General features: G+C 54.5%; 11 protein-coding genes. 6 read left to right on the forward strand and 5 right to left on the reverse strand.

What is annotated here, in order from left to right:
• Nucleotides 1–5: 5 nt before the first annotated feature.
• The gene (locus tag QLG08_RS22190; RefSeq protein ID WP_015700357.1) at nucleotides 6–1,691 is read right to left on the reverse strand and encodes a ribulokinase; all 1,686 of its coding nucleotides are present in this window, start codon (nucleotides 1,689–1,691) and stop codon (nucleotides 6–8) included.
• Between the two features lie 365 nt (nucleotides 1,692–2,056).
• Here QLG08_RS22190 and QLG08_RS22195 point away from each other — a divergent pair, with 365 nt between their 5' ends.
• From QLG08_RS22195 to QLG08_RS22215, 5 genes are all read left to right on the forward strand, one after another.
• Nucleotides 2,057–3,040: an arabinose ABC transporter substrate-binding protein gene (locus QLG08_RS22195; protein WP_013025702.1), complete on the forward strand. Its 984-nt coding sequence runs from the start codon at nucleotides 2,057–2,059 to the stop codon at nucleotides 3,038–3,040.
• A 143-nt stretch (nucleotides 3,041–3,183) separates the two neighbouring features.
• Nucleotides 3,184–4,704 carry an L-arabinose ABC transporter ATP-binding protein AraG gene (gene araG, locus QLG08_RS22200; protein ID WP_013025703.1) on the forward strand — a complete coding sequence of 507 codons (1,521 nt, stop codon included), beginning with the start codon at nucleotides 3,184–3,186 and terminating at the stop codon, nucleotides 4,702–4,704.
• 12 nt (nucleotides 4,705–4,716) lie between these two features.
• Entirely contained in the window at nucleotides 4,717–5,703 is a 987-nt protein-coding gene (araH, locus tag QLG08_RS22205; RefSeq protein ID WP_013025704.1) for an L-arabinose ABC transporter permease AraH, read from the forward strand.
• A gap of 72 nt (nucleotides 5,704–5,775) precedes the next feature.
• Nucleotides 5,776–6,693, forward strand: a complete 918-nt coding sequence (gene araC / locus QLG08_RS22210) for an arabinose operon transcriptional regulator AraC (protein ID WP_014593654.1) — start codon at nucleotides 5,776–5,778, stop codon at nucleotides 6,691–6,693.
• 78 nt (nucleotides 6,694–6,771) lie between these two features.
• Entirely contained in the window at nucleotides 6,772–7,812 is a 1,041-nt protein-coding gene (locus QLG08_RS22215) for an oxidoreductase (RefSeq protein ID WP_015700355.1), read from the forward strand.
• A gap of 43 nt (nucleotides 7,813–7,855) precedes the next feature.
• Here QLG08_RS22215 and add read toward each other — a convergent pair whose 3' ends face one another.
• The 3 genes from add to manA all read right to left on the reverse strand — a co-directional run bounded on the left by add (nucleotide 7,856) and on the right by manA (nucleotide 11,873).
• Entirely contained in the window at nucleotides 7,856–8,851 is a 996-nt protein-coding gene (gene add / locus QLG08_RS22220; RefSeq protein ID WP_022622741.1) for an adenosine deaminase, read from the reverse strand.
• Between the two features lie 214 nt (nucleotides 8,852–9,065).
• Nucleotides 9,066–10,565: a YdgA family protein gene (locus QLG08_RS22225; RefSeq protein WP_013025708.1), complete on the reverse strand. Its 1,500-nt coding sequence runs from the start codon at nucleotides 10,563–10,565 to the stop codon at nucleotides 9,066–9,068.
• Nucleotides 10,566–10,697: 132 nt separating this feature from the next.
• Entirely contained in the window at nucleotides 10,698–11,873 is a 1,176-nt protein-coding gene (manA, locus tag QLG08_RS22230) for a mannose-6-phosphate isomerase (protein WP_088900259.1), read from the reverse strand.
• A gap of 198 nt (nucleotides 11,874–12,071) precedes the next feature.
• On the opposite strand from manA, the gene fumC reads away from it, so the two are divergent.
• Nucleotides 12,072–13,469, forward strand: a complete 1,398-nt coding sequence (gene fumC, locus QLG08_RS22235; RefSeq protein WP_013025710.1) for a class II fumarate hydratase — start codon at nucleotides 12,072–12,074, stop codon at nucleotides 13,467–13,469.
• Nucleotides 13,470–13,502: 33 nt separating this feature from the next.
• On the opposite strand, the gene tus is transcribed toward fumC, so the two are convergent.
• Entirely contained in the window at nucleotides 13,503–14,432 is a 930-nt protein-coding gene (tus, locus tag QLG08_RS22240) for a DNA replication terminus site-binding protein (RefSeq protein WP_014605891.1), read from the reverse strand.
• Nucleotides 14,433–14,611: the final 179 nt, after the last annotated feature.

Here is a 14,611-nt window from a genome sequence, read left to right on the forward strand (position 1 = left end):
CTCCTTTACTTAGCGGAAGCGGAACGTGCGGCATAATGAGGTTCTGCCGTCACGCACCATTGTTGATAGCGTTGATAAAGTTCCTGATAGCGCGCGACGCGCTGCGGATCGGGCTGCAGCGTGACGTCAATCGGGCTGGCCATCACGTTCTGTGCCTGCTCGACGTCGCGGTGAACACCGGCGGCCACGGCGGCGAAGATGGCGGCGCCCAGGGCGCAGCATTCATCTGAAGAGACGATATCCAGCGGGCGATTCATCACGTCGCAGCAGGCCTGCATAATGGCGGGAGACTTACGGGCAATGCCGCCCAGGGTCAAAATGTTCTCAACCGGAATATCCTGCTGCTCGAAGCACTCCATGATGGCGCGGGCGCCAAATGCGGTCGCCGCAATCAGGCCGCCAAACAGGGCAGGCGCATCGGTGCCGAGATTAAGATCGGTGATCACACCTTTAAGGCGCTGATTGGCGTTCGGTGTGCGGCGGCCATTGAACCAGTCCAGCACCACCGGCATATGATCCAATTGCGGATTGGCGGCCCAGGCGTCAGTCAGGTTTTTGATCAGCGACTTTTGCATCTCTGCCAGTTGCGGTTTTAGTTCAGGATGGTGCTGCGCCGCCTGCTGTAACGGCCAGCCGAGCAGACGACTGAACCAGGCATAAATATCGCCAAACGCCGACTGTCCGGCTTCCAGACCCATGGCGCCCGGCACCACGCTGCCATCGACCTGTCCGCAAATGCCTTTGATCGCGCGGTCGCCCACCTTCTCAGTATCCGCAATCAAAATGTCGCAGGTGGAGGTGCCAATCACTTTCACCAGCGTGTAGGGCCGTGCGCCTGCGCCCACTGCACCCATATGACAGTCAAAGGCACCGCCTGAAATCGTCACCTGCTGGGATAAGCCCAGGCGCTGTGACCACTCGGGACTCAACGTGCCCACCGGCAAATCCGCGGTCCAGGTGTCTTTAAACAGCGGGGAGTCAAGCTGCTGAGTAAGATGGGGATCGAGCGCATTCAGAAATTCCACATCCGGCAAGCCGTTCCAGTCGCCGTGCCACAGTGCTTTATGACCGGCGGCGCAGCGTCCACGGCGCAGTTTTTCTGGGGCAACGGTATCGCTGAGCAATGCCGGTACCCAGTCGCACAGTTCAACCCAGGAGACTGCGGCCTCGCGCACCGCTGCATCGTGACGCGTCACGTGAAGGATTTTTGCCCAAAACCATTCAGAAGAGTAAATGCCGCCAATGTAACGGCTGTAGTCGGTAAAGCGGCCGCTACGGCACAGCTGATTGATCTCTTCGGCTTCTTCAATTGCCGTATGATCTTTCCACAGCACAAACATCGCGTTCGGGTTTTCAGCAAATTCAGGCCGCAGCGCCAGAACCTTGCCGTCACGGTCAACAGGCGCGGGTGTGGAGCCGGTACTGTCAACGCCGATACCGACGACGGCAGCGCGTTGTTCTTCACTCAACGCATTTAACACCTCGAGCATCGCCTGCTCCATGGCATCAATATAGTCTTGTGGATGGTGACGGAAGCGGTTGCTGTGAGGATCGCTGTAAAGGCCTTGCTGCCAGCGTGCATAGTTTGCCACGGCACTTTGCAGCTCCTGACCAGAGTGACAATCCACCGCCAGCGCACGCACCGAATCACTACCAAAGTCCAGTCCCAGGGTGATGGCTTCAGTACGCATTTGAATCTCCTGTTATGAATAAACCTCCTTATCCTGTGATGTGTAAGAAATAACGGTTAGTCACGGCTGGCTGAGAATATGCACTTTTCTGCCATCAGCAGTGAAATTGTGATCCATTGCAAAAGTTAAGAGACGGTTAAATTCGCTGAATATATGGATCATTCTGTCGTGATTTTAAGATGTGATACCGCTCTACATTTTTCTTCTCCATTCCCGCTAAAAATAGGCCAACGTTTAAGCAGGCTACCATCGCGGCTCGCGCTAACGTCCTGATTTAATTCTGTACCCCTAAAAGAAAGTTAACTGGTAGCGTTTACACCAATTCGTTTTTAACAGCGATAAAACAACTAGCGCCGGAGAGCATCATGCATAAATTCACTAAAGCGTTGGCAGCCATTGGGCTGGCAGCGGTTATGTCACAATCAGCTATCGCCGAGACCATGAAGCTGGGTTTTCTGGTCAAGCAACCCGAGGAGCCGTGGTTCCAGACGGAATGGAAATTTGCCGATAAGGCCGGAAAAGATCTGGGCTTCGAGGTCATCAAAATTGCCGTTCCGGACGGTGAGAAAACCCTCAATGCGATAGACAGCCTTGCGGCAAGCGGCGCGAAAGGTTTTGTTATCTGTACACCGGATCCCAAGCTGGGCTCGGCCATTATGGCAAAAGCACGGGGCTACGGACTGAAAGTGATTGCGGTGGATGACCAGTTCGTCAACGCCAAAGGCAAACCCATGGATAGCGTGCCGTTAGTAATGATGGCGGCGACCAAGATTGGTGAGCGTCAGGGTCAGGAACTCTATAAAGAAATGCAAAAACGCGGCTGGGACGCAAAAGACACGGCGGTGATGGCGATTACGGCGAACGAGCTGGATACCGCCCGTCGTCGTACCGGGGGTTCGATGGATGCGCTAAAAGCCGCAGGATTCCCGGAAAAACAGATCTACCAGGTGCCGACCAAGTCCAATGATATCCCTGGTGCATTCGATGCGGGTAACTCTCTGCTGGTTCAGCACCCGGAAGTGAAACACTGGTTGATTGTCGGCATGAACGACAACACCGTGCTGGGCGGCGTGCGCGCAACCGAAGGACAGGGCTTTAAAGCCGCTGACGTCATCGGTATCGGTATTAACGGTGTGGATGCGGTGAGTGAACTGTCGAAGGCCAACGCAACCGGCTTCTATGGATCTCTGCTGCCAAGCCCGGATATCCACGGTTATAAGAGCAGCCAGATGCTCTACAACTGGGTGAGCAAAGGTCAGGAACCGCCGAAATTCACTGAAGTCACCGACGTGGTGTTAATCACCCGCGACAACTTTAAAGCCGAGCTGGCGAAGAAAGGGTTGATGTAACAGCAGGCTGCTGAGGCAGCACAGGTAAAGTCATTATCGGGCCACAGAGAAAGCAGGGGTTTTACAGCGTTACCCAATGGGTAACAGGATAAATCCTTAACTGCCGGTGGCCCGAATCATCAACGCCATTTTTTGGAGAAACCATGAACACTGATTCAGCCTTTCTGTCGTTTCATGGCATCAGTAAAACCTTTCCCGGCGTCAAAGCGTTACAGGACATCTCTTTTGAGTGCCACGGTGGTCAGGTGCATGCGCTGATGGGAGAAAACGGTGCCGGTAAATCGACACTGCTTAAAATCCTCAGTGGTAGCTATCTGCCGAGCGGCGGTGAAATTCGTATCAAAGGAAAGCCGGTTAATTTTCAGCACACCACTGACGCGCTGGACGCGGGCGTGGCGATTATCTACCAGGAACTGCATTTAGTCCCCGAAATGAGCGTGGCAGAAAATATTTATCTCGGTCAGTTGCCGCACAAGCGCGGGCTGGTCAACCGAAAACTGCTGCGTTACGAAGCCGGACTGCAACTGAAAAACTTAGGCATGGACGTTGATCCCGACATGCCGCTGAAATACCTGTCTCTGGGGCAATGGCAGATGGTGGAAATTGCCAAAGCGCTGGCGCGCAATGCGCGCATCATCGCGTTTGATGAGCCCACCAGTTCACTGTCTGCACGGGAAATCGATAACCTGTTCCGGGTTATCCGTCAGCTGCGGGCAGAAGGGCGCGTGGTGCTCTACGTTTCGCATCGTATGGAAGAGATCTTTGCCCTCAGCGACGCCATCACCGTTTTTAAAGATGGCCGCTATGTTCGAACCTTTACAGACATGGCCAACACGCATCACGACGATCTGGTTCAGGCGATGGTCGGGCGTAATCTGGGCGACATTTATGGATATTCGCCGCGTGAAAAAGGCGCCGTGCGGCTCGAACTGCAGAATGTGGAAGCGAAGGGCGTCAGAACGCCGATTTCGCTCAATGTGCACGCGGGCGAAATTGTTGGCTTATTTGGCCTGGTTGGCGCAGGGCGCAGCGAGCTGCTGAAAGGGCTGTTTGGCGCAACGCGACTGCGTGGCGGTCAGGTGCTGCTGGATGGCGAACCGCTGAAGCTCAGCGCCCCAATCGATGCTATCCGTGCTGGCGTGATGCTCTGCCCGGAAGATCGCAAAGCCGAAGGCATCATTCCGGTACATTCGGTCCGCGACAATATCAACATCAGCGCCCGTCGCCATAACCTGACCGCCGGATGCCTGATTAAAAACGGCTGGGAAGCCACGAACGCTGACCGTCATATTCGTTCGCTCAACATCAAAACACCGAGTGCCGATCAGCTGATCATGAACCTCTCTGGCGGCAACCAGCAAAAAGCCATTCTGGGGCGCTGGCTGTCAGAGGAGATGAAAGTGATCCTGCTGGATGAGCCCACGCGCGGCATTGACGTTGGGGCCAAGCACGAAATTTATAACCTGATTTATGCGCTGGCAAACAAGGGCATTGCGGTGCTGTTTGCTTCCAGCGATCTTCCGGAAGTGATGGGCCTTGCTGACCGCATTGTGGTCATGCGTGAAGGGGCTATCGCCGGAGAAATACTGCATGACGAGGCTACGGAGCAGCAGACGCTGAGCCTGGCTATGCCTAAAACGACACAAGCGGCCGCCGTGGCCTGACAGGAGAGTACCGTGACTTCATCCACGACATCTAATACGCCGCCAGCAGCGCCACGCCGTGGTCTGCATTTTGGTCGCATCTGGGACAATTTCGGCATGCTGGTGGTCTTTGCACTGCTGTTTATTGCCTGTGCTGTGTTTGTGCCCAACTTCGGCTCCTTTATCAATATGAAAGGCCTGGGGCTGGCCATGTCGATGTCCGGCATGGTCGCCTGCGGCATGCTGTTCTGTCTGGCATCCGGCGATTTCGATCTCTCGGTTGCCTCCGTTATCGCCTGTGCAGGCGTAGTAACGGCGGTGGTCATTAACATGACCGAAAGCCTGTGGATTGGCGTGGGGGCCGGGCTGCTGCTTGGAATGGCGACCGGCTTTATCAACGGTTTCGTGATTGCACGACTGAAGATTAACGCCCTGATTACGACCCTGGCGACAATGCAGATCGTGCGTGGTCTGGCCTACATCTTCTCCGATGGCAAAGCGGTCGGCATCGAAGACGAGCGCTTCTTTGTACTGGGCTTCGCCAACTGGCTGGGCGTACCTGCACCCATCTGGATCACCCTGGCCACCATGGTGATTTTTGCCTTCCTGCTGAATAAAACCACGTTTGGACGCAACACGCTGGCTATCGGCGGCAATGAAGAAGCCGCGCGACTGGCAGGCGTGCCGGTAGTGCGGACCCGTATCATTATTTTTATCCTTTCAGGTCTGGTTTCCGCCGCGGCGGGCATCATTCTGGCGTCCCGTATGACCAGCGGACAGCCGATGACCTCCATCGGTTATGAGCTGGTGGTCATTTCTGCCTGCGTCCTGGGCGGCGTATCCCTCAAGGGCGGAATCGGTAAAATTTCCTACGTGGTGGCGGGCGTGCTTATTCTTGGCACCGTCGAGAATGCGATGAATTTGTTAAATATCTCGCCATTCTCACAGTATGTTGTGCGTGGTTTGATACTGTTAGCCGCGGTGATATTTGACCGCTACAAACAAAAAAATAAAGTCTGATTTGGCGTGAAACCTTCCCGCGGACGCGAAAGGCGTCCGCGGGTGATCACTCAACGACGAAGTGAGGACATTATGTATCACCGTGAATTACCGGCAGAGCAGCAAAATCCCCTGCTGCCCGGATACGCGTTTAATGCCTGGCTGGTGGCGGGGTTAACGCCTATCACCGCGGATGGTCCGCTGGATTTCTTTATCGATCGCCCGCACGGCATGAAGGGCTATATTCTTAACCTGACCATCAAAGGCAAAGGCCGGGTATTCGATGGCGAAAAAGCCTTTGATTGTGAACCCGGTGAAATGCTGCTGTTTCAGCCGAAAACCGCCCACTATTACGGTCGTGCCCCCGACAGCCCGCAGTGGTTTCACCGCTGGGTCTATTTCCGTCCGCGCGCTTACTGGCATGACTGGCTGCGCTGGCAGGATGAGCAGGAAGGTGTAGGGCGCCTGCGGTTGCCTGAATCCCTGCGTGGCGAATTCGATCGCCTGTTTGCCACCATTGAACAAACCCATAACTCCTCACGCCGCTTTGCCGAAGAACTGGCGATGAATTTGCTGGAGCGCCTGTTGCTTCGTGCGGTGGAGGAAGATCCGCGAAATCACCAGCAAATTCGCGATCCGCGCATCATCGAAGCCTGTCAGTATGTGAACAATCATCTCGCCAGCGAGGTGAAAATTGAAGAAGTGGCTCGCCACGTCTGCTTATCGCCTTCGCGGCTGGCGCACCTGTTCCGTGAGCAGATGGGCGTGAATCTCCTTCGCTGGCGTGAAGATCAGCGGGTGATACGGGCCAAGTTGCTGCTGCAGACCACGCAGGAGCCGATTGCCAGCATTGGTCGCGAAGTGGGCTATGACGATCAGCTTTATTTCTCGCGCGTCTTCCGTAAACGCGTGGGCGTCAGCCCCAGTGATTTTCGTCGACGTAATCAGGACGTGCACGATAATTTAGCCAGTCAGCACGCCTGGACAGTCGCCCGCAGCACAGTCTCCTGATTTTAAGGGGAATCCTCCTTGTCCTGACGAGACTATTAGTCTTAAATCAGTCTGGTTAGCGAATAGAGAGGAAAAGGAATGAGCGAGAAACTGCGAGTTGGACTCATTGGATATGGCTTTGCCAGTAAAACATTTCATGCCCCGCTGATTGCGGGAACGCCGGATGTTGAGCTGGCAGCCATTTCCAGCAGCGATGCCAGCAAAGTCAATGCCGACTGGCCCTCCGTAAAGGTGGTGGCCGATCCTCAGGCGCTGTTGGACGATCCCACCCTACAACTGATTGTCATCCCCACCCCCAACGATACGCATTTTCCCCTGGCCAAAGCGGCACTGAATGCGGGCAAGCACGTGGTCGTTGATAAGCCCTTTACCGTGACGTTGTCACAGGCGCGCGAGCTGGATGCGCTAGCCAAAGCCAAAGGGTTGTTGCTGTCTGTGTTCCACAACCGCCGCTGGGACAGCGATTTCCTGACGCTAAAAGCCTTACTTGCCGAGGGCGAGCTGGGGGAGGTGCGCTATTTTGAATCGCACTTTGACCGCTTCCGGCTGGAGGTTCGCCAACGCTGGCGTGAAATGAAAGGGCCGGGCAGCGGCATCTGGTTCGATTTAGGCCCGCATCTGTTGGACCAGGCGCTGCAGCTGTTTGGACCACCGGTGGCGATCAATGTGGATTTAGCTGAACTGCGTCCCGGCGCACAAACGACCGACTACTTCCACGCCACGTTAACCTATCCGCAGCGACGCGTGGTACTCCATGCCAGCATGTTAGCGGCGGCAGAGTCACCGCGCTATACGGTTCACGGTACGCGAGGCAGCTACGTGAAATACGGTCTGGACCCGCAGGAAGATCGTCTTAAAGCCGGTGATTTTCCGCCGAGCGAAGAGTGGGGCTACGATATGCGCGATGGCACGCTGACGCAGGTTGAGGGTGATAGCATGACCGAGAAAACCTGCCTGACACAGCCCGGCAACTATCCGGCCTACTATGCGGGGATCCGTGATGCCATTAACGGACGAGGCGCGAACCCGGTCACTGCTGAAGAGGCAATTCAGGTGATGGAGCTGATTGAGCGAGGGCTACAGTCTGCAGAAAAACGCCAGACGGTGTCTTTAAAATAGTCAATACGCAAAAAAAAGGCCGCTGAATCAGCGGCCTTGTTGTTTACTGCACCTTCGCCCGAATGGCCGCTTTTTCCGCCTCATTCAGGAAGGCAATCTTCAGGCCATTTTCCTGGGCCTGTCGCATCTGTGCCTGGCTTAGCCCTGCCGCCGGGGCGGCATGCAGGTATTCATGGGCCAGCTCAATGCCTTGTACCGCAGGATCGTCGGTGTTAATCGTAGCCAGAACGCCGTGCTCCAGGAAGACTTTCAGTGGGTGCTGGGCCAGCGAGGACACGGTACTGGTTTGAATATTGGAGGTCAGGCAGGATTCGATGCCGATCGCGTGCTCCGCCAGGTAATCCATCAGCGCGCGATCTTCAATTGCTTTCACGCCGTGACCGATACGTTCAGCGCCTAATTCACGAATGGCCTGCCAGATGCTTTCCGGGCCTGCTGCTTCACCAGCATGAACCGTAATGCGAAAACCGGCATCACGCGCGCGGGCAAAGTGGCTGAGGAATTGACTCCCCGGCGCACCCAGCTCGTCACCGGCTAAGTCGACGGCGGTGATATGGTCGCGGAAGGCCAGTAAACCGTTGAGCTCATCCAGACAGGCCTGTTCGCCAAACGTGCGGCTCATGATGCCGGTTAAACGCACGTCGATATCATGCTGCTGGCATCCGGCTTTTATGCCATCAATGACCGCCTCGACCACGCCTGCAATCGGCAGATTATGGGTCATCGCCATGTAGCCCGGCGAGAAACGCAGCTCGGTGTAATGAATGCCTGCTCTGGCGGCATCTTCCACGTTCTCTCGCGCCACGCGCTGGCAGGCGTCAAGATCGCCCAGCACTTTTACGCCCCAGTCCAGCTTTTGCAGAAAGCTCACCAGATCCGGCTGTGTTTCCGTTACCTGCACATGCGGGCGCAGGGCTTCAAGCGTAGTGGCAGGCAAGGACAGGTTAAACTGGCGGCCTAAATCAAGAATGGTTTGTGCACGGATGTTGCCATCAAGGTGGCGATGAATGTCGGTAAGCGGAAGTTTTGAATCAATCATGGAGTGCACTCGTCCGGGTATCTGTAAAGTGCAGAGCATTATAAAAATATCTTGCGCAACAACGCCAGCAATTTGCGCAACAAGTGAGTCAGGTGCTGATAAATTGCGCAAAGTTGCGTGATGGGCACTGAATGAATTTACCAGCAGCGGCACACCCGCCAGGCATTGGCATAAAAAAGGCGGCCAAAGGCCGCCTGATTCCAGAAGATAACGCTTACTCTGGCATGCCTTCGTTGGTTGGCACGCCCAGCATGTAACGCGACATAAACTGTTCCAGCGTCATTTTGTCGCCGTTCATATTTACCTGGCCGTTAGCATACTGCAGGCTGGTGACGATATTGTTGTCCTGGGTTTGTGTCAGACGGAACATCTGTCCCATCGCTGCCAGGCCTTTGACCTGCTGATCCGCCAGCTTCTGCGCGTCGTCCGCCTGATAGCCCTCAGCCAGGCCAATATGGCGCATGGTTTCGGTTGCCATTGGCATATTCACAGAGAGTTTTAAATCCAGCGTTTTCAGCACGCGATCAACCGATGCGGCCAGCGTCTGCGGCTCGCCCGTTACCGTCGACGGATCGTTAAAATTAACGTTCAGATTAAAGGTGCTTTCGCCTTTATCGTTCTTCCAGCTCAGCGGTGCAACGCTAACGGTAGGCGCACCTTTTAACAGGGTAGGCAGATTATTCAGCAGAATGGCACGAACACCGTTCTGGAAACGAACCGGATCATCTTCCACGCCCGGCTGATTCATCAGCGTTGTCAGCTGTGCGTTGTAGTTGTCAGAGAAGGTTTTTACGCTTTGCGCATCGAACTGAGACAGCTTCATTTTTAATGCGAACTGGCCCAGATTTTGTTTCTGCACTTCCACGCCATCAATTTTATAGTTGATGTCGCCACTGATTTTGCCCGCTTTATTATCAAAAGCAGAATCACCGACCATCTTATTGAGGATCACCGCGTCCTGTCCGTTTACGGCGGCAGCCAGTTTATCCACGCTGATTGACTGATCGCCAATGCGAACGCCTTCGCTGGTCAGGTGCGTATCGGCTTTAAGCTTCAGTCCGTTTAACGTAAACATGACCGGCTGATCGACCTGGTTTTTGCTGGTGATCGCAATACTGTCGATGTCGCTGTCCAGCGAAACTTTATCGCCTTTGTTATCTGCGCTGATATTCACCGTGCCGCCGCTGGTGGCCGCACGCTGCGCCGTTTGTGCATTTTGATAATCGATGGGCAGAATATTCACCGCGGTATCGGTGCTTCCACTGTATCCCACGCGAGTTTCAGCATTGATAAACGACTGGTTGTTAGTCAGCTCAAACAGTTTTTTAACCGCATCGGTATTTGCCAGCGTGGTGTGAACAGAGGCCATGCTGGGAATGAGGTTGAATTTTTTCAGCTGGGCAAACGGGAAAGGACCGTGATCGATCTGTTCATTCAGAATGATGCTCTGGCCGGGTTTTAGCAGCGGGTTGTCTTCCGTCTGCGAGCTCGCCTGGATAACCACATTCATTTTACTGCTGAAAATGCCGCGTTGATAATCCTGATAGCTCACTTTAAGACGACTGTTCGGGGCCATCGCCGTTAACTGGGCATTGGCGTTCTGGATCATCTGATCCATATTGCTTTCCAGCTTTTTGCCGGTAAACCATGCCGCACCTGTCCAGACTACGCCCAGAGCAACTACCACACCAACGGCAACTTGAGTCTTTTTCATTGCTGAATCGTCCTTATCCTTGATTTCACCCGCCTGACAGACCGCGCCAAACGGCGGATGAAAAAGCGCCCACAGGCATTTTTAGCTAATAGATTGAAATAATAGCAGTTAAGCGCGGTGACGTCAGCCGTCTCAGCTTAACTCATTAAATACGCGTGCAACACGGCCGTGACCTGCAATGGTCAGAGACGGATCGCTGGCTGCCACGAAACAGGATTCGCCAGGTTTGAGCACCAGCTGCTGCTGACCACAGACGAGCGTCGCCTCGCCTTCAACGCAAAACAGCAACGCAGCGCTGTCCTGATGGACAGAAAGCGGCTTATCAGTAAGCGCATGAATAGAGAACGAAAAATCCTCCACGGGTACGGGGAAATGCAGGCTGTTTTCGTGCTGCTCGGGTTGCGTGAGCAGTTGACTGGCCGGCTTTTCTTTAAATGCAAGGTTGGCCATCAATTCTGGGATATCGATATATTTCGGCGTCAGGCCCGCGCGCAACACGTTATCAGAGTTGGCCATGACTTCCAGCGCGACGCCGTGAAGGTAGGCGTGCGGGGTTTCGGCAAACAGGAACATGGCTTCGCCGGGTTGCAGCGTGATCACGTTAAGCAGCAGCGGTGAAAACAGGCCGCTGTCTTGCGGATACACTTCCGCAATGTCGTTGATAGTCTGCCATGGCTCGCCATGATGCTGCTGTGCGGCGGTCATCAGTACGCGCAGCGCCTGAGTTTTTTCATCATCCTCAAGGGAAAGCAGGGTGGAAAACAGCTGGGCAAGATTCGCCAAAGTGGGCTGGCGCAGGAAATGGGCGATCTGCGGGTGTGCCTCGGCAACCGGCTCCAGCAGCGAAACCATTTCGTTCAGTTCGCGAAAACCGTTGATGGCTTTGAAGGGCGTCAGCGCATAGACCAGTTCGGGCTTGTGATTAGCGTCTTTATAATTGCGTTCTGCGGAATTGAGAGGGACTGACGCGGCATTTTCACGCGCAAAACCCTCTTCGGCGGCGCGTTTGCTGGGATGCACCTGAATGGACAGCGGCTGATCGGCACACAGCACTTTAAACAGAAAAGGCAGCTCACCAAAGCGCTTAGCAACGGCATCGCCCAGCATCTGCTGCGGATTGGCCGCAATCACATCACGTAACGAACGGGGCTTGCCATGTTCTTCCACAGTCGATGGGCTTTTAGGGTGCGCACCCATCCACAATTCAGCCATCGGTAACTGCTTTGGATTGGCTATGCCATACAGCGAGGTTAAAGCGGTTTTACTGCCCCATGCATAGTTTTGCAGGGAGTTAATCATTTTTTTCATTTTTTTAATTGCCTTACTGGCGGAAAAAGACTGCGCTTATTAAACCAGAAACCGCCATGGAAAATACATATCCCGCGCAAGAAGGATGCTAAGCTCGGAGGATGTTAAAAAATTGTGTAAGTTTAACCGCGTCAGACAGGGGCTAATCGACAACCGATGACGCTAAGTCTTATCTAAAACTGTGCTAAGGAGAGAATCATGGCAGCCAATCGCGTTGAAAAAGATTCAATGGGGCCAATTGATGTACCGGCTGAGAAACTTTGGGGCGCTCAGACACAGCGCTCACTGGAGCACTTCCGCATCTCGACAGAAAAAATGCCTGTCGCGCTGGTTCATGCGCTGGCAATGACCAAGCGCGCCGCCGCGAGCGTTAACCGGGATCTGGGCTTATTACCGGCCGAGCGGGCGGAAGCGATCGTGAACGCCGCCGATGAGGTGTTAGCGGACAAGCACAGTGACGAATTCCCCCTGGCAATCTGGCAGACCGGTTCAGGTACCCAGACCAACATGAACATGAATGAAGTGTTGGCTAACCGGGCCAGTGAGCTGCTCGGCGGAGAGCGCGGTATGTCGCGCCTCGTGCATCCTAACGACGATGTTAACAAGAGCCAGAGTTCGAATGATGTGTTTCCCACCGCCATGCACGTGGCGGCCGTCATTGCGGTGCGTGAACATCTGATCCCACAGCTGAACGTGCTTAAACAAACGCTGAGCGCCAAATCTGAGGCGTTTAAAGACATCGTTAAAATTGGCCGCACCCATCTCCAGGACGCCACGCCGTTAACACTGGGACAGGAAATCTCGGGCTGGGTTGCCATGCTTGAGCATAACCTCAGGCACATCGAACAGAGCATTCCGCACCTTGGAGAACTGGCGCTGGGTGGAACGGCGGTAGGAACCGGGTTGAATACGCATCCTGAATATGCCGTTCGCGTGGCTAAAGCTCTGGCCGACCTGACCGGACAACCCTTCGTGACCGCGCCCAACAAATTTGAAGCGCTGGCAACCTGCGATGCGCTGGTGCATGCGCACGGCGCACTTAAAGGGCTGGCGGCGTCGTTGATGAAGATTGCCAACGACGTGCGCTGGCTGTCATCGGGCCCACGTTGTGGTATCGGTGAAATCGCTATTCCGGAAAATGAACCGGGCAGCTCCATTATGCCGGGCAAAGTAAATCCAACCCAGTGTGAAGCCCTGACAATGTTGTGCTGCCAGGTGATGGGAAATGATGTAGCGATTAACATGGGCGGTGCGTCAGGCAACTTCGAGCTGAACGTTTATCGTCCGATGATTATTCATAACTTCCTACAATCGGTTCGTTTACTGGCCGACGGCATGGACAGCTTTAACCACCACTGCGCGACCGGTATTGAGCCGGTGCGTGAGCGAATTGAACAGTTACTCAACGAATCGCTTATGCTGGTTACCGCGTTAAATACCCACATCGGTTATGACAAAGCGGCGGAAATTGCCAAGCAGGCTCACAAGCAAGGCTTAACGCTTAAAGCCTCGGCGCTGAAACTGGGTTATCTGACTGAAGACGAGTTTGATGCCTGGGTTCGCCCGGAAGAGATGGTTGGCAGCATGAAGCAGTGAGTCAGGCACGTCAGGGCCTTCACGGCCCTGATATCACACCAGACAATCAACCCATAAGTGCAGCCGGGGGATCAGCAAAGACAGCGGTTCGGCGGCTGGTTTATAGCGATGCGTAATATTGTCGGCATCATAATTCAGCAGCTCACCCAACTGCGGCACCTGGCTGCGGTCGCGGCACAGCACCAGAATCGGTGACGGGCAGGCCAGCTGGGTTTGCTTTTTCTCTTCTGCGCGCCAGATACGCGCAATAGGCTGCACTTTCACCGGGCGTTTAATCTTGAGACGTGCTGAGGCGGGCAGGGCGCGGACATCTGCCAGCTCCTGTTGAACCTTTTCTGCCCACTGTTCTCGTGTCCAGGGCGCCTGGGCGCGGCCTGCTTTCAGGCTTCTTTCCAGTTGGGCAACGATCTCTTCCCGTTTCACGTTTTTAATCACCTGCTTATTGGCCCAGCCAAAACGTACACTTTCCGGTGCCGGGATCGCAGTGATGGTCCGGTAGGCATTCAGGGTGATTAGCCCTCGCAAATGCTGATGGACAAACTCAAAGCGGGCTTCAGAGGGCAGGCCGGACTCCACCGTAATCAGGTGCTCCAGTCGGGCTTTAAGGTGATTGATTCCCGCGATGCGCTCAGTGAGCTCCGTTTCTTCCTGTTCGCTGCACGCAAGACAAAGCGCACCTGGCAAGCGCACGGCGGCTTTAGTACTGAGCTTTTCCGACTGATGTTGCATAAACAGCCGGCAGTAGTGATTCATGGCCATGTCTCGCGCCTGAATGCCAAGCAGCTGCTCAACGGCAAGTTGCGTCACAGGATCGTGCTCATGACCTTTTTCGACGGGCGGTAAACGAAAGACCCGGGCAATCAATAGCGGTAGCGACTCAATCTGCTGCCGCAAGGCACCTAACGCCTGCTCAAGATCTTTTACGCATTGCTGCATATCAGTCACTAAATCGTAGCGCGCCATTCTGTTCTCCATAGTTACAACATGCTCAATGTGGCAGAAGTCGCAAGGCGCTGCAATAGCGAATGTAGTTACAACATACTATTAGTCGTGTTGTTAAAACCGTGCCGCCATTCGGCGCAGGCAGGAAAAAGTGGCCCCCGTTTTTTCCATTGCATTAACATGTTATAAAAACGCTTCGC

The organism is Pantoea sp. V106_11 (assembly GCF_029967885.1).
In the GTDB taxonomy this organism is placed as follows: Bacteria; Pseudomonadota; Gammaproteobacteria; order Enterobacterales; family Enterobacteriaceae; genus Pantoea; species Pantoea ananatis.